Origin of the sequence: Bacillus sp. SD088, from assembly GCF_017355205.1 — a bacterium.
GTDB lineage: Bacteria > Bacillota > Bacilli > Bacillales > Bacillaceae_C > Lederbergia.
In genome coordinates, this window is the sequence record NZ_JADIJK010000025.1 from 1 (window position 1) to 22,438 (window position 22,438).

A 22,438-nucleotide genomic window follows, 5' to 3' on the forward strand; every position below is an offset into this window, starting at 1 on the left:
TGCTTTCCAACGGGCAATGGCCTCATCTATATAGTCAACCGGCTTTCTCCCTGCAATAATATTGGCGATCGCTTCATTAAAATCAGCTGCCAGATCTTTTGAACGCTCTTGGAAGGTTGGCGAATCAATCGTATAAGGATCCCCTGCATCCGTCCAGACTGATGGATATTGATCAACCGCTTTCTGAAATTCAGCATCATATTTTTCTTCTTCTGGAGTCCAGCCGTGAACATTAAATTCATCATCGTTTGCCCGGAATAACCAGTTATTTAATAAACTGATTTGTTCCTCATAGGTTTCTCCTTTTTCTGTTAATACAATTTCATCTTCTGCATTTTTCTCCCAAATCTCCCCTTCTGGTCCATCTTTCATAACCACAGTCCCTTCATCCGTAATCCACCAATCGAGCCATTCTAAAATTCGATAAATTTTCTCTTCATCCATTTGAGCGTTTAGAACAAGCTTACCTCTCCCTTGGACAGGCACGATTAGGCCAGATTCCCCATTAGGCCCTGTTGGTGGATATGGAATCATAACAAACTCCGCATTTGGATCAATCTTTTTTAATGCTTCTTCCCGTTTTTGAATCTCACCTGGACTAGCGATCTCCCAGCCAAGCTTATTACCCTCCACTAATGCCTCGATGTCACTTCCAATATTTGTGGCGAAATTATGATCAAATACTCCCTCTTCATAAGCTTTGCTTAAAAATGTTAATAATCCTTTCCATTCTTCGTTTTGTTCCTCTAGTTTTATGAGTCTGCCATCCTGTTCCTTCCATTCATAAGCAAGACCGTATGCAGCTTGAAGAAATGCATTTCTATTTTTCCCTAAACCAGTGGAGGTTCCAAATTCATTCGTAAAACCGACTGTATCGTCTTTTCCCGTTTCATTTGGATCTTGTTCGACAAAAGCTTTTGATATTTCGTAAAACTTCTCAATCGTAAATTCCTCTGGACTTGGAATCGATAACCCCAACTTGTCCAACCAATCTTTTCTAACCCACAGACTGTTACTATATTTCATCGTATATTTGGGAAAACCATATATTTTTCCTGGTTCATTAAATACTTCAACTGCTTCTTGTGGGAACTCACTTGCTAATTTTGGAAATTCTTTTAAATAGGGCTTGAGATCAACAAAAGCTCCTTGCTTTTGCCACTTCCTAAATTGAACCGGTTCATTGACCATGTAAATGTCAGGTAGATCCTTTGAGGCAGCCAAGCTATTTAATGTATTTTTATAATCATTGCCTCCTGGTACCCAACGGATATCTAAGTCAATATTAAATTTATCTTCAATATACTTGATCGTAGGATGGTCTTTGTCTTCCCATCCTCCCCCTTGCTGTACTGGTACAATCATGGAAATGGTCATTTTTTTGCTACCATCATCGACTTCTTTTCCACTTGGTTCTTTCCCGCCAGAAGAATTTTTCGAACAACCCGCCACTATGATAAGACCGAGAATAATGATAAAAAACAATGATAACTTTTTTTGCACTAGAAGCCCCCCTTATATAAAAAAGCGAAAAGACTATGAATATAGTTAAAATCAGAGGTCGTATTTTATTGCTTATCATAGTAGTAGATTTTATAGCCTCTCCATTGTATTTCTTATAGAAATATATTCAGCAAGGCTTGTTTAAGAACCCCATTTTGAACAAAGAGCGACCCAGAAGGCAATCCATCCTTATTAAAAAGCTGCACATTGAGTTTTTATTGCTTTTTTCCTATCAGTTATTACGTATTTTCTAGCCTAATCAATTAAAAATTTGCTTGACAACCGCTAAAAGTGAGTGTAATCTGTAAATCGTAATGATTTCGATTTAGGTTAAATAAGAAAGGGATGGATATATTAGAGAGATTCACTTTTGTACATATTTTGCTAAAGTATTAATTTAGCAATCTGTCAAAATACAGGTGAACAAACAGCTTCTTCTGATCTAACCTTAATCAGATAAGCCTTACTTTTATTATTAATTTTTTAACAAAGGAGAATCTATTTATGAATCGAAAGTGGCTTTATACTTTATTGCTCTCTCTTATTTCGGTGGTAACCCTCGTTGGATGCCAATCAAAAGATACCGCTGGGAAAGATACCGCTAGTAATGAGGAGAGTGAAATTTCTGTTATTACTTCCTTTCTACCTATGTATGAATTCACACAGCAGGTAGCTGGAGATCGGGCAGATGTACAACTTATGCTTTCAAATGGTCAAGATCCGCACCAATATGAGCCTAGTGCAAAAGATGTTGCGGCTGTCAATGAAGCAGATGTGTTTGTATACAGTAGTGAACAAATGGAGTTTTGGGTAGAAAGCTTATTAGATACCGTTGAAAATGAGGAGCTTGTTGTCGCTCGGACCGCAGATGGACTTGAGCATGAGGAACATGAACATGAACATGATCATGAACACGAACATGATGACCATGATCACGGGGAAGCAGATCATGATACTGCAGCAAGTATATCAATTGAAGGAAAAGCAGATCACTATCATACTGGTGGCGAGATTGAATTGACAGCTAATTTATCGGAAGATGTCGATTATGATCACTGGCATTGGTATCAAAGAGCTAACGCTGATGAGGAATGGGAAGTGATTTCGGGACAAGGTACGGAAACATTAACCCTTGAGGTGCCAGAAGAGAGCTTCGAAGTGCGCGCCGTACTTTACGATGAGGACCATAACACCTATGCAGAATCTGAACCTATCGAACTTACAATTGATAATCATGATGATCATGGCCATGGTGAAGAAAGTGATCATGCAACTGAAGAACATGACCATGGAGACCATGCTGAATCAGAAGGTTCTGAAGCAACAGAAACAGTAGAGATTGTTGGACTCGCGGATCATTATCATACGGGTGATATCGTGTCACTAGCTGCTGAGTTGGAAGAAGAAACCGATTATGATCACTGGCACTGGTTTATGAGAGAAGACGCGGATCAGGAATGGGAAGCTGTACCAGATCAGATGACCGATCATCTTGAATATCAAACAACCGGGGAAAGCTTCGAAGTACGAGCCGTGCTTTATGATGAAGACCATAACGCCTATGCAGAATCTGACCCCGTTTCGGTAGTCATTAACGATCACGGACATCATGATCCTCATATTTGGCTTGATCCGGTTTTGGCACAAGATCAAGTCCTTATCATTCGTGACGCCTTAATTGAGGCAGATCCTGATGGAAAAGAGATTTATGAAGAAAATGCCGAGAATTTTATAGAAGAACTACAGGCTTTAGATGAAGACTATCAGACCGCCTTTGAAGGAGCAGAAAACCGATCCTTTTTCGTACAGCACGAAGCATTTGGCTATCTCGCAGACCGCTATGATCTAGAACAAGTAGCCGTCGGTGGACTGTCTACTGAAGTCGAACCAAGCCCCTCTCGTATTGCCGAGATTACAAAATTAGTACAAGAACATGATGTACCAGTTATCTATTATCAGCAAGGAGCAAACTCCTCCATTGCTCAAACTGTCGCGGAAGAAACTGGAACCGATACAGCTGCACTATATGATTTAGAGGTACTTTCTGATGAGTTAAAAGAAGAAGATTTGGGATATATAGAAGCAATGCGTCATAACTTAGAGACATTACAAATCAGTATTCACTAGTAAACAAAAAGGAACAAGCTCTATAAAGTGAAACTTCAATCAGTGGGTCTTCTCACCCCAGTTGATGGAAATCTCAATTTATAGGGACTTGTTGCTTTTTCCTTGTATTGTAGGAAAGTATTAGGAAAGGTAGATAGAACATGTACTACATTAAAGTAGATGACCTTGCTTTTCATTATGAAAAGGAACCTGTATTAACAAATATATCTTTTGAAGTAAACCCCGGTGATTTTGTGATGCTGACAGGTGAAAATGGGGCAGCCAAAACTACCCTACTCCGCAACATCTTAGGCTTGCTTAAACCGACAACAGGCCAAGTCACATTACCGGACAAAAATTGCTTTGGAAACAAATTAACTGTTGGCTATGTGCCTCAGCAAGTTGCTTCCTTCAATGTTGGCTTTCCCAGCACCGTATTAGAACTCGTCAAGTCTGGTCGTTATCAAAAAAATAAATGGTTTAGAAAATTAGATAAAGCCGACAACGAACACGTCAGACGCTCCCTTGAATCGGTAGGCATGTGGAATATGCGTCATAGGAAAATTGGAGAATTATCAGGCGGGCAGAAACAACGGATATCGATTGCTCGTGTATTTGCCACCGATCCAGATTTATTTGTCTTGGACGAACCTACTACCGGAATGGATATCCATTCACGGGAAGAATTTTATAAGTTGTTGCGGCATAACAGCGAACAGCACAGCAAGGGAATCCTAATGGTCACACACGATCACGAAGAACTGCGGCATTATTGCAATAAACATATCGAACTCGTACGAAAGGAGGGATTGCCTTGGAGATGTTTTTCCATGGATTCATGCAAAGAGCTTTCCAAGCCTCATTTTTCATCTCTTTAATCGCACCTTTATTAGGGTTGTTTTTAATATTACGAAGGCAATCACTCATGGCAGATACCTTATCACACGTTTCCTTAGCTGGTGTGGCATTAGGGCTATTAATCAGTATTAATCCGACATGGACCAATATCTTAATGGTAGTTGTCATTGCTGTTTTGCTGGAATACTTGCGCATGCTCTACCGCAGCTATTCCGAGGTATCGATTGCAATCCTCATGTCAACGGGAATGGCCTTAGCCTTGTTTTTGATGAGTTTAAACCAAGGAAGTACCACTTTGAATATTAACCAATTCTTATTTGGGTCGATTGTAACAATTAGTACCGAGCAAGTTTGGATGCTGCTCCTGCTGACTATCCTCATTATCGGTTTGTATGCCATCTTCCGCAGAGCAATGTATGTTTTAACATTTGATGAGGATACGGCTTTTACGGCAGGCTTACCAACCAGGACCATGTCTATCCTATTTAATGTTTTAACTGGTGTTACCATCGCTATTATTATGCCAATTGTAGGTGCACTGCTCGTTTCGGCGATTATAATTTTACCTGCAGCCATCTCGATGCAAATAAGCAAAAGCTTTAATGGCACCATCTTGATCGGTATCCCCCTTGCTTTAATCGGTATGTTTAGTGGACTGGTCACTTCTTATGAGTACGGGACACCGCCTGGGGCAACGATAACATTAATCCTTGTCACTATATTCATCCTCACAATCGTCTTTAAGAAAATAAATAAAGGAAAACAAAAAGAAGCAACCAGCGAATAGACTAGAAGCTTTGCCTGCATGGCTATAAGCTCCTTCCCCTCTACTTTTGTCAGCCGCACAAAAAAATATCCTTCTAGCTTATTTGCGAGAAGGATATTTTTAAATCAGATTGTTGTTCCAATTATACCTCATATTCCCATTCGTCTTTTAAATGTAAATAAATAATCAATAGCATATTTTCTAATTCTTGTTTATCTTTATTTTGCCATTCTAATCCTAATTTAGGAAAGATGATTCCAGCAACTTGTTCAGTCAATTGTAACCGATCTTTGACGTCTAATTGTTTAAGGCGGTTTGCATATGTACGAACTAAATTCCAATCCTTCATTTCGATTGATTTTAAATTCCAAGTATCTATGGTCACACTTTCTTTGGTTAGACCTCTCTCCTGAATTTCCCTTTCAATCGCTGATTGCTTCTGTTTGGACTGACTACTTTCATCATAAACCACAATTGTTCCTGCTAGTAAATCCCCTAACCGTTTCTTTTTTGGATGAAAGAAAACCATTAAAAGTCCTACTAAATAATAAGGTAATGAATCAATCAGTAACAATAGATTACGAATGAAGCTAGATAAAAAAGTGATGCTTTGGCCATTCTCCTGTATGACTCTAATCCCCATGATCTTTTTTCCGATTGTTTTCCCTCCCCAAAAGAATTCAAGAATCATAAAATAGCCGTAATTGAGGAGAAACACACCGATTAATATAAAAGCAACAAGATAAGATTGAGCCGTTCCCATAAAAGCTATATCAGGAAAGGCGAACAATAAAAGAACGCTTATAAGCGTTATAATCATCATCACAAACATTAAAATAACGTTATCTATAATGAAAGCAACAGTTCTTGATCCTAATCCTGCTAGTTGAAATTGCAGGGATATATATTCAGGCGTTTTCACGCCGACTTTTTCTTGGTCCAACGAGATCCCTCCAAAGACTTTTTTTGTGAAAGTGTTTCTATTTAGATCAAAGATTATTATAATAAGAAGCATTGATCCAATTGATTGAGATAATAGGCAGGTGTCATAATGAATATTAAACAGTTTACGCAAAGGTATCGTGAAAACTGGAAAGAACTTGAACATTTAACAACTATAATTGGAAAAAGCAAAAAAAATGTGACCGCAAAATCTATGAAGCAATTTTACCAGCTATACCAAAAAGCTTCACAGAATCTCTCTTATAGCCAAACAAATTTCCCTAACGAAAAATTAACAGGCTATCTTAATGAGTTAGTCGCAAGAGCTCATAATGTGTTATATAAAGACCAAACGACGAGTGTGGGACAGTTCCGTCACTTTTTTACTACCACCTTTATTGGTCTATTACTAGAACAATGGAAAGCGATAGTAGTAGCTATGAGATTATTTGTTTTAGGCATGGCAGGAAGCTTTTTCTCTGTGATCGCTGACCCACTTCATATTTACACAATTTTACCGAATGATATTGTTCAATCGGTTGATCCTAACCAACTAGGAAGTAGTGATGGAACGGTTGATTCACCGACTATGTCAGCCTCGATTATGACGAATAATATTCAAGTTGCTTTTCTAGCTTTTGCAGGTGGCATAACGTTTGGTTTACTGACAGTATATGTAATGGTCTATAACGGTATTATTGTTGGCGCACTTGCCGGACTCTTTTGGGCACATGGAAAATCCTTCGATTTTTGGGCTTATATTGTTCCACATGGTATGATCGAATTAACCGCTATATTCATTGCCGGCGGAGCCGGTCTATTAATGGGTTATAAGCTATTTGTACCTGGTCAATATTCAAGAGGATTTCAACTAAAGACACAATCGATCCGCTCTGTACAACTGATTATTGGGACGATCCCGTTATTTATTATCGCCGGAGTAATAGAAGGTTTTATCACCCCGGCCGCGTTTTCCTTAGAAGTAAAATATTTTGTTGCTTTTCTCACGATTATTGGATTAATTCTATATGTTTTAATCGGAAAACAATTATTAAATCGTCACCAAGCTATAAGAGGTGTCGATTCATAATATCAATATAATGGGAAACAGCGGTTGTTGCTAAATATTCCCCCTTGGCCTCCATCATTTGGAGGCCTTGACTTTCCCATTTATTTTTCTCCTTTTGAATAAAAAGAATTTCTTGTTGGGCAATGCTTTTTTCCATTGCAATATCTGCATATGTTGGTTGCATTGTCGCCTTTTCTACCAATTGTTGATCTTCAATTCCAATCATAAAAAATAAATGGCGTCTACGCAGGCGTTTTAAATAGTTCAAAGCTGATTCTTCATGTAAAAACGTGCGAATATCACTAAATAGCAGAATAAGACTACGTTTTTTTTGCATTGTATCTAGAAAAGAGAACACTGTTCCATAGTTAGATTCAACAGCATCGACATGCAAATTGTAAATAGCATGGAGAATGGTTTGGAGATGCTCCATTCCTTTTGCAGCTGGAATATATTTTTTTACATCCTTTGAAAAAGCTAGGACAGAAACATAATCCCCCTTTTTTAAAGCAGCCGCGGCTACAGTTAAAGCTGCTTCCATAGTTTTTTCAAGCTTATTTCCCTTTTCAAGCTCCGCTCCCATGATCCGCCCACAATCAATCAAAATTGTAATATATTTCCCATGTTCTGGTTCATATTCATTTGTCATCAACTCATGAAGTTTCGCTGTTTGACGCCAATTAATTTTTCGTGGGTCATCTCCTACAACATAATTCCTAATTTGGGCGAAGTCCCCCATCCCACTCTGGAATCTTCTAATTTTTTCTCCATCGTATAATAAAAACTTCTGTGCATCTTCTAAAAAGGCTCTTGTCTCCGTTAAATCTGGGATGACTTTTATATGCTTTTCTAAATCGACAAGCATTTGCTTTTCCCATAATCCCCATGTACTCCGGTAGCGAAAATATAAATATTTCAGTTCGTAATTTCCTCTGACATGCGCCGTTGTTTCATATGTAACCTGATGAACGCTTCCTTTCTCACCCTTCCCTCTCACGGGGAAGGGACGTTGAAACGATAATGGTAAGCTATCAACAAAGGCATATGTAAAAGCATACTGAGTACGATTATTTATTTCGATGATCATCTCGTACGGTAGTCCTCGTTCTAATTCTTCTGTGACGATACGGTTGAAGTGAATTTGTTTCCGTTTAGGGATAAAAAAGAGGTCTATAAAGCTTAGTAACAGCACTAAAGCATTGAGTCCGATGACAAAACGCCAAGAAATCCCCCAAAAACTAAACAGCAATAACACTCCACTTAATATCCCATACACAATAAGTAATCGTTTCGATGGTAAAATACCCTTATCTTGGAACAGGAACCGACCCCACCAGCTCTTGGATGACTTGATCAATGGACGCTCCCTCCAATTCTATCTGTGGAGATAACTGTACTCGATGCCGTAAAGCTGGTTTTGCTACCATTTTTACATCATCGGGAGTAACATAATCTCTTCCCTCCAAATAAGCCCATGCCTTACTTGCTTTCCCGATAGAGATGGCTGCTCGTGTACTAGCCCCAAAACGAATCGATTCAACCTCCCGGGTCTTACGTACAATTTTCATAATATAATCGAGTACACTATCCCCTAATATAATCTGTTCAATTTCCTGTCTAATTTCCAAAAAGGAATCTAATTGCATTACAGCATCCACTGCTGTTTTTAACGGCGATTGTTCAAGCATTTGTTGAAGAACTGCTTTTTCTTCATCAAAAGAAGGAAAGTCAATGTAAAGTTTAAATAAAAAGCGATCTTGTTGGGCTTCTGGTAAAGGATAAGTTCCTTCGAATTCAATTGGATTCTGTGTCGCCACCACAAAAAAGACATCTGGTAATGCATAGGTTTCCCCTTGAATCGTTACTTGCTTTTCCTCCATCGCCTCTAATAAAGCAGCTTGTGTTTTCGCTGGTGTTCGATTAATCTCATCTGCCAAAAGGATATTGGTGAAAATCGGACCACGTATCGTTTCAAATTTTCCTTCTTGCAAATTGTAAATACTACTTCCCGTTATATCACTCGGCAAAAGGTCTGGTGTAAATTGAATTCGATTAAAACGACCATTTAACAATTCTGCTAACGTCCGAACGGTTTTCGTTTTTCCTGTCCCTGGAACACCTTCTAACAAGACATGGCCATCTGTAAGAATAGCAGATAAGAGTAGTCGTAAATTGGTTGTTTGTCCCATTATTTTTTCTTCGTATTTTTCTAATAAGGATGTTAATTCTGGTTTCATCCTTCCTCCACCTCTTTCCTTAAGCGATCAATGTTTTTTGACCAATATAGATATTCTTGGTTACTTATATCCTTTTTGGCTAAGACATATGTTAGTTTGCTTATAAATGTTGTAAGATCTGTACCAGGTATGTTTATATCCCTATATGCAAGATCATCAGAAATATCTGCCCAATCTTTTGCAGTAGATATTCCCCAACGTTCTTGCATCAATGTTCGGACATACTCTGTCTGTGTAAGCAAACTATCTTGATATAGTTTCCCTTTTAAATACCAAGAGGATAATGCTCGTAGCCTTTCATCACTAAAGCGAACAGATTCTTCTCTCAGAATGAAGGTAGGACCAAATCTTTTTCCTGTATACCATAACCATAATATCGCTAGAAATGTTCCTTGAATCATGATTAAAATAAACCATTGAGGGTAAGCATGCGCAGTAGTAAGTGGAGACTGGCTTCCATGTAAGTATTCATCAAATAATACTTCGTCTGGCGCAATATCATTCAACAATGAAATCATGATCGGAATATGGTCCGCAGTTAATATTTCTTCATTAGCTAGCCATTTCGGTGAATTCACGACATACAATTGCCCGTGGCCATAGGAGCGCTTTAAGCCTATCGCTCCTTCTTTGTCATGAAGAAGAATCTGATCAGCCGCTTCTGTTACAAGTCGTAAAGGATTGGTTATGACTGCTTGATGTTCGCTGCCATTTTGATCCGTGACAATGTCAATTTCATCTATTTTGTTCCCGTTTGTTGGCTCGGTCATCAGTTCAAAAAAATCATCAGGCGTTTCCGACATCAACAGAATGGAATTTCCAGCCTCCATATAAGCTTGGTATTCTTCCATCTCCGGACTGTCCGGCATGATAAAAGGTTCAATGATGATAAGCAACTGATTTTGATCCGCCATTGGTAATTGTTCTGAAGAATAGTGAAATCTTTCGACTGAATCAAACTCTTGATCTAAGTATGTATAAAATGCCTTCACTCCAGTTGGAGAGGGTGACTGGGAAACGAAGTCAGGATATTCTTTTTGGTTAGGTGTATAAAAGAGATAGCTTAAGACGACGAAAATAATGAGCAGAGCGGTCATCCATATCCATATTCGTTTTTGACTGGATTGTGGCTGCAATTCCTATTTCCCCCCTTTCTTTCAATCTTCTGAAGCGTGCTGTTTTTCTTCTAGACCAGCTAGAATATCTTTCTTATAATGCTCGTATTCTATTTCTTCAATTTGATGTTCACCATAGGTCACTTTATCGAAAAAATGAGCTAAACTGTAAAATTTTTGCGCCCATGCTGGATGGGTTCTTTTTAATTCTGCATAATATTCCCAATTGGTTTTCCAGATTTTCGCTTCAAGCCAACGACATTGATTGAAATATAAGAGTAAAGCTAAAAATAAATGGCGTGTAGCCTTCCTATAATCCCCAACTTCTTCTAGTTTTTTTGTTTCAGCTAGATGACGCTGATAAGACCATTCCATCTCAGATAAATTTTGTAATGGTTTTTGATGGCGAAACCTTCTTTTTCGTACACGAAGACGGATGAATAATGTGATGGTGATTGCTAATAGCAGAACAACAATCACAATAAGGGTAATAAGTAAAATGTTTGCTGATGTATCTATCGTTTCGATTGAAGGAAACAACTTTTCGAGTTGATCGATTAACCATTGCTTGGCTTTAGACCACCAAATTTGCAATATATTTTGCGTATCTTGGTTGTACACCTGATACTCTTTGCCATTCAGCACTTCTTCTAGATCTTGTCTCGCTTTCTCTGGATCTAACATATTTCCATCACCTAACCTATTCAGGTCCGTTATGGACGAACATTATATTCACTAATTAAACTTTTTAAATCTTCAGCTTCAAATCGTAATTTTAAATCATAATACATAACAGAATAGCCAACTGCAAAAATCATACTGGTAAATAAATTGACAACCCCAGTAATGAGGGTAACCAATACACTATTCCCTAAAATGATCGCAAATGAAAATTCAACCGAATAAGTAATACTGGAAATAATCAGGAAAAAAACAATATAGAGCCCAAATAGTGTCCATACGCGGCTTTTTGTCATTTTCCAAGATTTAGAGAATCCGAGTGGTTCTTCCCCAAGAATAACGGGACCAAAATAAAAACTCCATCTCGTCAGTAGATAGCCTACTCCAATAATCATTCCGAGTATCATTAGAAGGGCAAGGATCACACCAATAGCAGGATGAATGAATCCACTAAGGATTGCGACAGTACTAATGAAGATGATCGGAACAAAAATTAAGCCAAAAGAAATCAGTCCAAACAAAAAACTACTTGCCAATAAATAGCCGTAGCGAGGAAAAACCTTCTTCAACACTTGCCCCAATGTGAATGTTTCATTTTTGCGGATATGATTAATCATTAACATAATTGTTCCTAATGTCACTGGGTATAAAAAAATACTAATAAAACTTACTAGACTAATGCCAAGATCTGCCATTATATTAGCAGGTGTCTCTTCAAAACTCATAATGGTTTGCTCAAACCAGAACTCCCCTTCTCCAGTCCCTTTAAAAAATCCTGCACCTGTCACAAGTTTAATCAAGGCTTGCAATAAAAAAATAGGCCCCATAAAGAGTAAGAAAACGGTGAAAAATTGTGCAAAGTGCTTTTTTCCTAAACTGAATGAATGATCTAAAATTTTTCCAAATCCCTTAGGACTATTAAATTTAGTATCCAACGATATCCCCCTTATTACACTCTATAAAGTAATCATAAGCATTATTTTAACATTAATCGAACTTAAGAAGGGAAAGGTTTTTTATTTTTAGGGTAAAATTCCTGTTTTGAGAATGTTCAAAAAGTCCGGTCGTTTTATAGTCTCGAATATATAGAACAAAAGCGCAAGCGCCCGTTTAGGGACGTACAAACTTTTTAGGGTTCTGACGAGATACAGGAAACACGGCGAAGAATGAGCCGATGTTGACTTATCGTAGGAAGAAGCTGAAAGTTTGCTAGTCGCTGGGCGCTGGAGCTGGATGTCAAACCGCAACGTAAACAGTTATCCACAAGCGACAATTTTATAATTGCCTAAATAACAAAAAATCAGACAGGTTTTTGTTTTCCCCTGTCTGATTTTTTAATAGATAAGCTTACTCATCACCTATGATTTTAACCTCAGTTTCTAAGTCTACGCCAAATTTATCTTTCACTGTTTTTTGCACATATTGAATGAGCTTAATATAATCAGTCGATGTTGCATGATCGACATTGACAATGAAGCCCGCATGTTTCGTTGATACCTCAGCTCCGCCAATTCTAGTTCCTTGTAAGCCGCTGTCTTGAATTAGTTTTCCTGCATAGTGATTAGGCGGACGTTTAAAAACACTTCCACAAGAAGGATATTCTAGCGGTTGTTTTGATTCACGTAAAAATGTATTCTCATCCATTTTCGCTTTAATGGCTGTTGGATTTCCCATTTTTAACTTGAATGTAGCGTCTACAATGATATATTTGTTCTTGGCAAATACACTATTTCGATAGGCAAAATCGAACTGATCTTGTCCGAGCGTTAAGATTTCCCCTGAAGGTGTCACCACTGTAGATTGGATGAGCACTTCCGAAATTTCTCCACCATACGCGCCCGCATTCATAATCAGAGCTCCACCAACTGTTCCTGGAATGCCACAAGCAAACTCGAGGCCAGATAATTGCGAATCAAGAGCGGCTCTTGACACATCAATAATACTAGCACCGCTGCCACAATAAATTTCTTCATCACTTATACTAATCTTGTTAAACTTCTCCAAACTTATCACTATTCCACGAATTCCTGTATCTCTTATAATTACATTTGTTCCTCTACCCAAAATCGTCAAAGGGGTTCCGTGTTGATCTGCATATTGGACAATCGCTTGTAATTCCTCAATTGTACAAGGTATAGCAAAAATATCACTATTCCCACCCGTTTTGATAAAGGTGTGGCTTGATAATGGTTCCGAGCATAAAAACTCAACCAATGGTAATTTTTTTTGTAAATCCTTCATCATATTCAAAATTTCTTCCATTTTATTCTGCCTCTTATAAATTATTTGCGAAAATTCACATCAAAAAAAGTGACCCGCTCGCAACGGTTCAAAATTCATTATACTAAAATGTCGAATTGATTGCAGTATAAAGTAAAACCTTATCCCAATCTGAAGGGGGCTTTCATCCCCGCACCTTCTTGGGCTATCCATTATCAACATATTCAGCACGCTTAAATCCGTTCTAAATAGGGATTTCACCTAAGTTCACATTTGTTTTGGGGCCTGTATTCCCAATAATCTAAGACCTTCTTCTAACACAATTATCATGGACTTAACAAGGGCCAAGCGGGTTGCAAGATAGTGATCATCATGCAAAATCTTAATATGGGCGTAATATTTATTAAAATCTTGAGATAGTTGGATTAAATACTTTGAGATTTCGAATGGTTCATTACGCATATAACTTTTTTCGACGATCGCAGGAAATAACATAAGCTGTTTGACAATCATCCAGCTTTCTTCTTCTAGTTTTCCTGTTATATCCTTAGTGTAATCTAAGCGATCCGCTTTTCTCAAGAGTGAACAGGCTCTTGCGTGAGTATATTGCACATAAGGACCTGTATTCCCTTCGAACTTTAACATTTCCTCAAGAGAAAACTCAATATTATTTTGTTTTTCGTGTTTTAAATCATGAAAAATAATCGCTCCTACTCCGACCATTTTCGCTACTTCTTCTTTCAATGGTAAATTTGGATTTTTTTCTTCAATATTTTTCTGGGCAAGTTGAATGGCTTCTTCCATTACTTTTTCTAATAACACCACTTTGCCTTTTCTAGTGGACATTTTTTTCCCATCCTTTAAAATAAAACCAAATGGGACATGAGCAATATTTTTAGCCCACGGGTGATTCATTTTTTCTAAGACACGGATTACTTGTTGAAAATGCAGACTTTGTTCCTGCCCCACTACATAGTAGGCTTTGTCAAAGTGGTAATGATCGTGACGATAAATAGCAGCAGTTAAATCCCTTGTCGCATATAAAGTGGCACCATCCGATTTCTGAATTAAGCACGGGGGTAAATTGAATTCTTTTAGATCGACAATCTGGGCGCCATCCGAGAGTTCGAGTAGCTGAAGCGAAGCTAGCTTGTTTACCGTTTCTTCCATTTTATCATTATAAAAGGCTTCTCCTTGATAAGAATCGAAACGAACATGTAACAAATCATAAATCTTAGTAAATGCATGAAGCGATTCCTCCCGAAACCATGACCATAGTTGAGAGGCTTCCTTATCACCATCTTCTAGTTTCTTAAACCACATTCTAGCCGCCTTTTCGAGTTGTGGGTCCTTCTCCGCTTCTTCATGAAACTTAACATATAAGGATAATAATTCCATGATCGGCTGTTGTTTCACCTGCTGCTCAATTCCCCATAGCTTATAAGCGACAATTAACTTTCCAAATTGCGTTCCCCAATCACCGAGATGATTAAGACGGATCGCTTTATACCCACACTTTTCGGCAATGTAAGCTAATGAATTTCCAATGACGGTTGATCTTAAATGCCCCATTGAAAAAGGCTTAGCAATATTGGGAGAGGAAAAATCCACTACTACGTTTTTTCCTTTTCCGAAGTTCCATGTGCCATAATTTCTTCCTTCTTGAATAATTTGTTTTAAAATATGCTTAACAACCGTCTCCTTATGGAGGAAAGCATTCACATAAGGACCTTTCGCCTCAATTTTGCTAAATAAAGGATCTGCTAACTTCTCAGATAATTCTCTAGCTATTTCTTGCGGAGATTTTCGCCACTTTTTGGCAAGAACAAAACACGGAAAAGCTAGATCACCTTGTTTTTCATATTTGGGAATTTCGATTAATTCTTCGATTTCTTCATAAGATAAAGTATCATCCAGTTGCTCTGTAATTTTCTTCGCATATTCTTTTGTAAAATATACCATTGCCACTTCACACTCCCCATTTTTAAAATAAAAAAACTCGTCTCTAAAATTAAGAGACGAGTTGAATCGCGGTACCACTCTGATTGTTCATATTGAACCTGCTTTTATGTTATAACGGAAATTCTCCGGCTAAACCCTACTATACCTTCAGGCCGCTCCTCAGAAGTGCGTTTCATGAACAAACAGACTGCTAGGCTTTCACCATCCCTAACTCGCTCATGCCGTATTGATCATTACTCTCTTCATCAAAGGATTTATCCCGAATCAACTGCCAGTTGATCCCCGATTAGTGAAACTTCAATCAGTAGGGGATGAAGAAAATCCCCACTGATTGAAGTTTCACTTTATTAATTAATTTTCGTTATTATAATGGATTATTTGTAGAAAAGCAACCTCTTTCCTCCCAAATTCCACCTCAATATTAATCAAGCAGATTTCCTAATTGGCTATAAATTTCTTTCATTTCTTCAAGACTCATTCGCACAAGACCACTCGTTGAAGGGGCCACAAAATCAATCACCCCAGGAATCGTTTGATCTGGCTGACTCCCCCATTCTGCTTTTCTTTTCCCTGAAAATTGTAAATAAACTCCTTTTCCTACGAAACAGACGATTTTCGGTCGATAAAAGCGAATTTTTTCTTCTAATAGGTCTTTCCCTTTTCGATATTCTTCCTTTGTAATTTCTGCAGCATTCCTCGTTGGTCTCGGAACAATATTTGTAAATCCATATCCTTGTGCAAAAAGGGCGTCCCCTTCACCTGGGAGGTATCTTCGTTCCGTAAGTCCTGCTTCAAATAGAAGCTTCCAAAACTTATTCGTCGGATTGGCATAGTGATGACCGGTTTCACTTGAACGAATACTAGGATTAAACCCAACAAACAGAAGTTTTAATCCTTTTTTCAGATGATCTGGTACAGGTTTTAGTGACACGATGCATCATTCCCTCCTTAAGATCGGTAAAGTGCAGCATCGAAAAGAGCCTCCTGATTTAATGATTTCAGATAAATCGATTTCTATTACCATATACCCTTTATTTCTTAATTGTTGATTGACTTTTTGATTAACAGGTAAGCTAAAGAGCCTTTTGCCTCCTATTGACAGAACATTTGTCCCAAGTGTAAATTGTTCATCTTCCGTTACTTCAATCAAATTATATTTTTCCTTTAACATCGCAATCGTATTTTCATCAAAAGCTTGAGGAAAATACAACGCTTCCTCATTAGACAAAATATTAAAGACACAATCTAAGTGTAAATACTGATCTTGAAACGGAATGGGAACGATATGATAATCAGGAAGAGCATTTTTTAAAAAGGATATCGCCTGTTTATTGGTACGACTGCTTACTCCGACATAAACAGTGATCCCGTCTATCATGACATCGCCACCTTCAATCCTCCCTTCCTGGATGTCCAGATAAGACAATTGATGATGGGTTAGGCTATTTTTTAATTCAATTTCTTCTCCCTGACGAATAGTTCTCGCCATTTTCGAGACACAAACTTGGTGACCAATGGTAAACCCAATATCCCTTGTAAAAACTTGTTCAGGGTATTCTTTTTTAGGTGGAATCACGAAAACTTCTACTCCACATTCACGTAAAGAAGTGATAAATTGACGATGTTGTTCTTCCGCAAGATGATGATCAATTTGCCGGTTATTATAATGCTTCTGAGTTTCGTTAATAATCTCGCGAATCGCCATATATTTTGGTTCACATAAAATGACTTTTTTTAATTCTCCATACTCATTGTTGCAAAATACATTCTCTCGTTTGTCTTTAATTGCCATCATTTTTCTCCTTGTTTTGGCGAATAGTGCATGTTTTCAACACTCGCCATAATGCAAAATAGTAACTAATCAGCTTATGGACTGGACTAGTTACTATCAGCGTTTTATCCCGAATTAACTGGCAGTAAGCCCCCCCACTTCAAGAATTCGAGTTTATACGAGAATTGTAAGTGGGGGACCAACTGCCAGTAAATACCCGATTGGTTCAACTAACATTCAGTGGGGGATAAAGCAAGCAGACTAAGTTCGCGACATCTTGTCGCAACGTCTGCACTAGCACATCCTAAGCATCGAAATCCCCACTGAATGAAGTTTCACCTTATTCTACTTTCATCACCCAATTTAACGGATCTGCTTCTTTTCCAGTTTGGATACCTGTTAAAGTATCATAGAGCTTTTTTGATACTTCTCCAGTTTCTCCATTATGGATGGTGATTTTAAGATCATGCCAGAAGAGCTCTCCAATTGGTGAAATAACGGCTGCTGTACCAGTACCAAAGGCTTCTTCTAGTTTACCTTCTTTATGCGCTTCGTAAACCTCTTCCATCGAAATCTTTCTCTCTACCGCAGGGATGTTCCAGTGCTTTAATAATTCTATAACAGATTTACGGGTAATCCCTTGTAAAATACTTCCATTTATTGCAGGTGTAATAATTTCTCCATCTATTTTAAAGAACACATTCATACTGCCGACTTCCTCAATATACTTATGTTCTTTCCCATCTAACCAAAGGACTTGTGAATAGCCTTCTCTTTCAGCTACTTCTTGCGCTTTCAAGGCACCTGCATAGTTGCCTGCTGTTTTAGCGTCGCCCGTTCCACCCTTCACAGCTCGCACATATTCGCTTTCCACCGCAATTTTTACCGGGTTCATTCCTTCTTTATAATAAGCACCCACCGGGGATAAAATAATCACAAATTGGTAAGTCTTGGAAGGTGCTACACCTAAATAAGGCTCAGTCGCAAAAACAAACGGACGAATATAAAGAGAAGTCCCTTCCTTCGTAGGAATCCAAGCCCGATCAACGGAAATGAGCTTTTTCAATGCCTCTAAAGCTACATTTTCATCGATCGCTGGAATACATAACCGTTGATTGGAGCGGTTCATGCGTTTCATATTTTCATCAGGTCTGAATAGCAATACATCTTGATTTTCTGTTACATACGCCTTTAATCCTTCAAAAATAGTTTGACCATAATGAAAGATCATCGCAGCAGGATCTAAAACAATTGGTTGATAAGGAACAATTCTAGCATCAAACCAGCCCTTGCCTTCCTCATAGTTCATCACAAACATATGATCCGTAAAATAACGACCAAAAGGCAATTGTGCATCGGTTGGCTTTTCTTTTTTCTCTTTGCTTAACTGTACTTTAATTTCTTGCATAGGGCGTTCTCCTTCTCTTTAATTTCGTATTTGTCCATTACCGTAAATAAAGAACTTACTCGACGTAAGGGCTTCTAATCCCATCGGGCCACGCGCATGTAATTTTTGCGTACTAATGCCTATTTCTGCACCGTAACCGAATTCGAATCCATCAGTAAATCGTGTAGAAGCATTATGATAGACAGCCGCTGCATCGACACTATTTAAAAATTGTGCAGCATGTTGATCCTGTCTAGTTATAATGGACTCTGAATGGTGGGTTCCATAATGATTGATATGATCAATCGCTTCTTGGACACTCGATACGACCTTCATACTGATTGATAAACCCAAGTATTCTGTCGTCCAATCCTCTTCTGCTGCCACAAGTATATTATGACACTTCTCTCTAATGATTTCATCACCGTAAATTTCTACGTTGTTATCTTGGAATCTTTGTACGAGCTCTACCCCGTATTCTTCAAACCATTTTTCATGAATTAACAAAGTTTCAATCGTATTACATACAGAAGGCCGTTGAATTTTCGCATTTAAAGCTACGTTCTTCGCCATTTCCCATTCAGCCGATTCATCAATAAAAACATGACAATTGCCCGCGCCTGTTTCAATCACCGGAACGGTTGATTCCCGGATGACTGTTTCGATTAATTGTTTACCACCTCTAGGGATTAGAACATCTAAATACTCATTTAAGCGGAATAGCTCTTTCGCTGTTTCCCTGCTTGTATCTTCCAATAATTGAACTGAATCTTGGGGTAATTGACTATTCTTTAACGCTTGATGAATCACTTTTACAAGCGCCATATTAGAGTATTTTGCAGAGGAACTTCCTCTTAAAATAACCGCATTACCTGTTTTTAAAGCTAATGTTGCTGCATCGATCGTGACATTTGGTCGTGCTTCATAGATCATACCGATCACCCCAACAGGGACACGTTTCTTATAGATGCGCAATCCATTCTCTTTTTCAATTTCTTCGATCGTTTCTCCAATCGGATCTTTAAGCTGGATTAAAAGCTCTATCGCTTGTGCCATCGCTTGGATACGTTCTTCATTTAACATGATCCGGTCCAATATAGCAGTGGAAATCCCATTCTCTTTCCCAAATTGTAAATCTTTTTCATTAGCTGTAAGTAATTCTTGTTGTGATGCTAATAATTCATCTGCAATAAACTTTAGTGCCTGATTTTTTTCCTCTGTGGTTACATTCACTAAAGCATAGCTTGCCTGCTTTGCTGCAAACCCCTTCGTTTTGACTTCGCTCATAAATATATTCCCCTTTCTTTTTAAAATTGTACCCAACGATTACGATGGATCACTTCTATGGTTGGTTTTATTTTCTTCTCTATCTGCCGCTTCTCAATCGTTCTCTTTAGGTCATCGGATGAATAGCTTACTTCTCCTTTTCCTAATAAACCGCTACTACCAAAAACTTCCACTACATCTCCCTTATGAAATGTTCCTTGTACTTTAGATACCCCTGCAGGTAAAAGACTTTTTCCTTTATGAAGGATCGCTTCTTCTGCACCTGAATCTACATAGATCCTACCTGATAAAGCCGAATGGAGCGCAATCCACTGGCGGTTGGTATTAATGGATGAAATAGAAGAATTGGAAATATAGGTTCCATCTCCATCGCCTTGTAAAATTGTCATCAATTTATTCGGTCCTGTTCCTTGGCCGATAAAAACAGGAACACCTAAGGAATGCGCGGTTTTTGCGGCTAGAAGCTTGGAACGCATGCCCCCAGTCCCTACTTTTGACCCTATTTCATCTACACCTTTCATGAGTTCATCAGGAATTCCCTCTAAGTAATTCAACCTTTTGGCATCTGGATGTATGCGGGGATTGGCTGTATAGATTCCATTGATATCTGTTAAGATTATTAGTTGATCGGCATGGAGAAAGCCACTAACAAGCGCCGATAGCATGTCATTATCTCCGAATGTTAATTCCTCAACCGCAACTGTATCATTTTCGTTAATAATCGGCAGAATCCCTCTATCAAGTAGTTCAGACAACGTTGCAAAAGCATTTCGATACCTTTCTCGATCACTGAAGTCTGATCTCGTTAATAGGATTTGCGCGGGAATAATCTCAAACTCTTTCAACTTTTCAATATATGATTGGATTAAAAGACTTTGACCGACAGCGGCAGCGGCCTGCTTCCCTTTTAAAGTCACAGGGCGACCTGGATAACCCAAACAAGCAAACCCAGCTGCTACTGCCCCGGAAGAGACGAGGATCACCTCATGCTTGGCTTCTCGTAATTTAGCAAGGGCATGGATATGATCATTAAATTTATCTTGATCAATTTCTCCTTTATCATTTGTTAAGGAACTACTTCCTATTTTGACCACAATACGTTGCTTTTTCATTTCAATCACCTATGCATATATAATATAAAAAAAGCTCACTCATCCTTAAAACATTAAGGACGAAAGAGCTTTTGACTTCCGCGGTACCACCATAATTGGATGCTTTCATAGCACCCCACTTTGCCTATAACGCTGAGGTTTGCGCCCATGTTTAACATGAGACTAAAAAGGCAGGTTCTGTGGGATGATTGTGGCGAAATCTTCCAGCTTGTAAATTTCACTCTCTTGCACATCAAAGACCACTTACTAATCCTTTTTTACGTTCAATGATTTGCTAACATTATGACGAAAATAACCAGAATTGTCAAGGGTCGAACAGACTACGTAAGCTGCCTAATCCTCTTTAAAATGCTGATTGCAGAAATTAAGAACGAGCTCTTCCTCCTCGTCTTCAAGAGCAAAGTCTAAAATGGTGTTTGAGTTTCTTTCCATAAATTCATAATGAAGAATGTTTTTTCCTTGACTGCCGTCAGCAAAAATCACTCTTAACAATAAACCATTTTCGGAAAATAATTCATCCTCTTCTGGTACTTCGATTTCCAAAAAGAACTCATATCTGATTCCTTCAAGAATGCCAGTTGGATCATGTAATGCTTCTACTGTATATCCAGTTATATTCATCATTCATACCTCTCTCATGTCTGTCTTTTCTTTAAGAAGATGCCGAACACAATCATTAATGATATAGCTAATCCAATATATACGAAAGTAGAGTATACGTCCATTATTTCAACAATTTTTGTCCAGGATTCCCCCACTGCTGCACCAATACTTACTAAAATAACATTCCAAATCAAAGTCCCAAGTACTGTCAATAGAAAGAATGGAACAAAATGCATTCGTGCCATTCCCGCGGGGATTGAAATTAAACTACGAACTAACGGGATAAATCGGCAGAAAAACACAGTCCATCCACCATGCTTTTGAAACCAGAGCTCTGCTTTTTGAATATCTTCCTTTTTTAAACGCAATAGATATCCCCAACGATCAATTATTTTTTCAATACGTTCGGGATTGACCAAATAACCAATTCCGTATAGGATCACAGCTCCAATCGCTGACCCTAAAGTGGCGAACCAAACGACCCCCATCAAGCTTAAACTGGAGGTGGTGGTCATAAACCCACCAAAGGTAAGGATTACTTCAGAAGGGATTGGTGGAAAAATATTTTCTATCGTAATTAAAAAGAGAATGCCAATATAACCGAATTCTTCCATAATCGTAATAATCCAATTATCCATATGAACACTCCTAAAGATTAAAAACTTGTCTATTTTATCATACAAGCATTTTCAGTTAAATATCACTGAAATTATAGCTGAAATTACACGTTCTGTCTTGTCTTAATAGGCGATGTATAAATATACATACCATTTTACTGTTCAAAAGAATAAATATAAGGGATCAGCAGGGATTATTTCC

General features: G+C 38.2%; 20 protein-coding genes and 1 other annotated feature. Of the genes, 4 read left to right on the forward strand and 16 right to left on the reverse strand.

Going from position 1 to position 22,438, the window contains the following annotated elements; translation table 11 throughout:
- A partial coding sequence (locus IPU53_RS19020; protein ID WP_207452579.1) for an extracellular solute-binding protein occupies positions 1-1,503 on the reverse strand: 1,503 nt, incomplete at its 3' end.
- 504 nt (positions 1,504-2,007) lie between these two features.
- Here IPU53_RS19020 and IPU53_RS19025 point away from each other — a divergent pair.
- From IPU53_RS19025 to IPU53_RS19035, 3 genes are all read left to right on the forward strand, one after another.
- Entirely contained in the window at positions 2,008-3,630 is a 1,623-nt protein-coding gene (locus IPU53_RS19025; RefSeq protein ID WP_207452580.1) for a metal ABC transporter solute-binding protein, Zn/Mn family, read from the forward strand.
- 140 nt (positions 3,631-3,770) lie between these two features.
- Positions 3,771-4,487 (forward strand): metal ABC transporter ATP-binding protein, encoded by a 717-nt coding sequence (locus tag IPU53_RS19030; RefSeq protein WP_207452581.1) that lies wholly within the window; start codon positions 3,771-3,773, stop codon positions 4,485-4,487.
- Positions 4,424-5,254, forward strand: a complete 831-nt coding sequence (locus tag IPU53_RS19035; RefSeq protein WP_207452582.1) for a metal ABC transporter permease — start codon at positions 4,424-4,426, stop codon at positions 5,252-5,254. Before IPU53_RS19030 ends, IPU53_RS19035 begins: the two co-directional genes overlap by 64 nt.
- A gap of 121 nt (positions 5,255-5,375) precedes the next feature.
- Here IPU53_RS19035 and IPU53_RS19040 read toward each other — a convergent pair whose 3' ends face one another.
- Positions 5,376-6,176: an RDD family protein gene (locus IPU53_RS19040; protein WP_207452583.1), complete on the reverse strand. Its 801-nt coding sequence runs from the start codon at positions 6,174-6,176 to the stop codon at positions 5,376-5,378.
- Between the two features lie 108 nt (positions 6,177-6,284).
- Here IPU53_RS19040 and IPU53_RS19045 point away from each other — a divergent pair, with 108 nt between their 5' ends.
- Positions 6,285-7,265, forward strand: a complete 981-nt coding sequence (locus IPU53_RS19045; protein WP_207452584.1) for a stage II sporulation protein M — start codon at positions 6,285-6,287, stop codon at positions 7,263-7,265.
- Here IPU53_RS19045 and IPU53_RS19050 read toward each other — a convergent pair.
- From IPU53_RS19050 to IPU53_RS19115, 14 genes are all read right to left on the reverse strand, one after another.
- Positions 7,243-8,601 (reverse strand): DUF58 domain-containing protein, encoded by a 1,359-nt coding sequence (locus IPU53_RS19050; RefSeq protein WP_207452585.1) that lies wholly within the window; start codon positions 8,599-8,601, stop codon positions 7,243-7,245. The two genes, IPU53_RS19045 and IPU53_RS19050, sit on opposite strands and share 23 nt — an antisense overlap.
- Positions 8,552-9,481, reverse strand: a complete 930-nt coding sequence (locus tag IPU53_RS19055) for an AAA family ATPase (protein WP_207452586.1) — start codon at positions 9,479-9,481, stop codon at positions 8,552-8,554. Before IPU53_RS19055 ends, IPU53_RS19050 begins: the two co-directional genes overlap by 50 nt.
- Positions 9,478-10,617 carry a DUF4350 domain-containing protein gene (locus tag IPU53_RS19060; protein WP_207452587.1) on the reverse strand — a complete coding sequence of 380 codons (1,140 nt, stop codon included), beginning with the start codon at positions 10,615-10,617 and terminating at the stop codon, positions 9,478-9,480. Before IPU53_RS19060 ends, IPU53_RS19055 begins: the two co-directional genes overlap by 4 nt.
- Positions 10,618-10,638: 21 nt before the next feature.
- Entirely contained in the window at positions 10,639-11,280 is a 642-nt protein-coding gene (locus tag IPU53_RS19065) for a DUF4129 domain-containing protein (RefSeq protein WP_207452588.1), read from the reverse strand.
- Positions 11,281-11,309: 29 nt separating this feature from the next.
- Positions 11,310-12,212 carry a hypothetical protein gene (locus tag IPU53_RS19070; protein ID WP_207452589.1) on the reverse strand — a complete coding sequence of 301 codons (903 nt, stop codon included), beginning with the start codon at positions 12,210-12,212 and terminating at the stop codon, positions 11,310-11,312.
- A gap of 412 nt (positions 12,213-12,624) precedes the next feature.
- Positions 12,625-13,527 carry a UDP-N-acetylmuramate dehydrogenase gene (gene murB, locus IPU53_RS19075; RefSeq protein WP_396019964.1) on the reverse strand — a complete coding sequence of 301 codons (903 nt, stop codon included), beginning with the start codon at positions 13,525-13,527 and terminating at the stop codon, positions 12,625-12,627.
- Between the two features lie 237 nt (positions 13,528-13,764).
- A complete protein-coding gene (argS, locus tag IPU53_RS19080) occupies positions 13,765-15,459 on the reverse strand; it encodes an arginine--tRNA ligase (protein ID WP_207452643.1) in 1,695 nt (564 codons plus the stop codon).
- Between the two features lie 49 nt (positions 15,460-15,508).
- Positions 15,509-15,717: a binding site (T-box leader), on the reverse strand.
- Positions 15,718-15,880: 163 nt separating this feature from the next.
- Complete coding sequence (locus tag IPU53_RS19085; protein WP_207452590.1) at positions 15,881-16,390, reverse strand: mismatch-specific DNA-glycosylase; 510 nt, start codon at positions 16,388-16,390, stop codon at positions 15,881-15,883.
- 6 nt (positions 16,391-16,396) lie between these two features.
- Positions 16,397-17,254, reverse strand: a complete 858-nt coding sequence (locus IPU53_RS19090) for a dimethylarginine dimethylaminohydrolase family protein (RefSeq protein ID WP_207452591.1) — start codon at positions 17,252-17,254, stop codon at positions 16,397-16,399.
- Positions 17,255-17,570: 316 nt separating this feature from the next.
- Positions 17,571-18,638: a branched-chain amino acid aminotransferase gene (locus IPU53_RS19095; RefSeq protein ID WP_207452592.1), complete on the reverse strand. Its 1,068-nt coding sequence runs from the start codon at positions 18,636-18,638 to the stop codon at positions 17,571-17,573.
- Between the two features lie 18 nt (positions 18,639-18,656).
- Positions 18,657-19,904 carry a glutamate-5-semialdehyde dehydrogenase gene (locus IPU53_RS19100; protein WP_207452593.1) on the reverse strand — a complete coding sequence of 416 codons (1,248 nt, stop codon included), beginning with the start codon at positions 19,902-19,904 and terminating at the stop codon, positions 18,657-18,659.
- A gap of 20 nt (positions 19,905-19,924) precedes the next feature.
- Positions 19,925-21,016, reverse strand: coding sequence for a glutamate 5-kinase (proB, locus tag IPU53_RS19105; protein WP_207452594.1), 1,092 nt, complete (start codon positions 21,014-21,016; stop codon positions 19,925-19,927).
- A gap of 333 nt (positions 21,017-21,349) precedes the next feature.
- Positions 21,350-21,640, reverse strand: a complete 291-nt coding sequence (locus IPU53_RS19110) for a DUF6509 family protein (RefSeq protein WP_313886530.1) — start codon at positions 21,638-21,640, stop codon at positions 21,350-21,352.
- A gap of 11 nt (positions 21,641-21,651) precedes the next feature.
- On the reverse strand, positions 21,652-22,257 hold the full coding sequence (locus tag IPU53_RS19115) for a DedA family protein (RefSeq protein ID WP_207452595.1): 606 nt from the start codon (positions 22,255-22,257) through the stop codon (positions 21,652-21,654).
- Between the last annotated feature and the right edge of the window lie 181 nt (positions 22,258-22,438).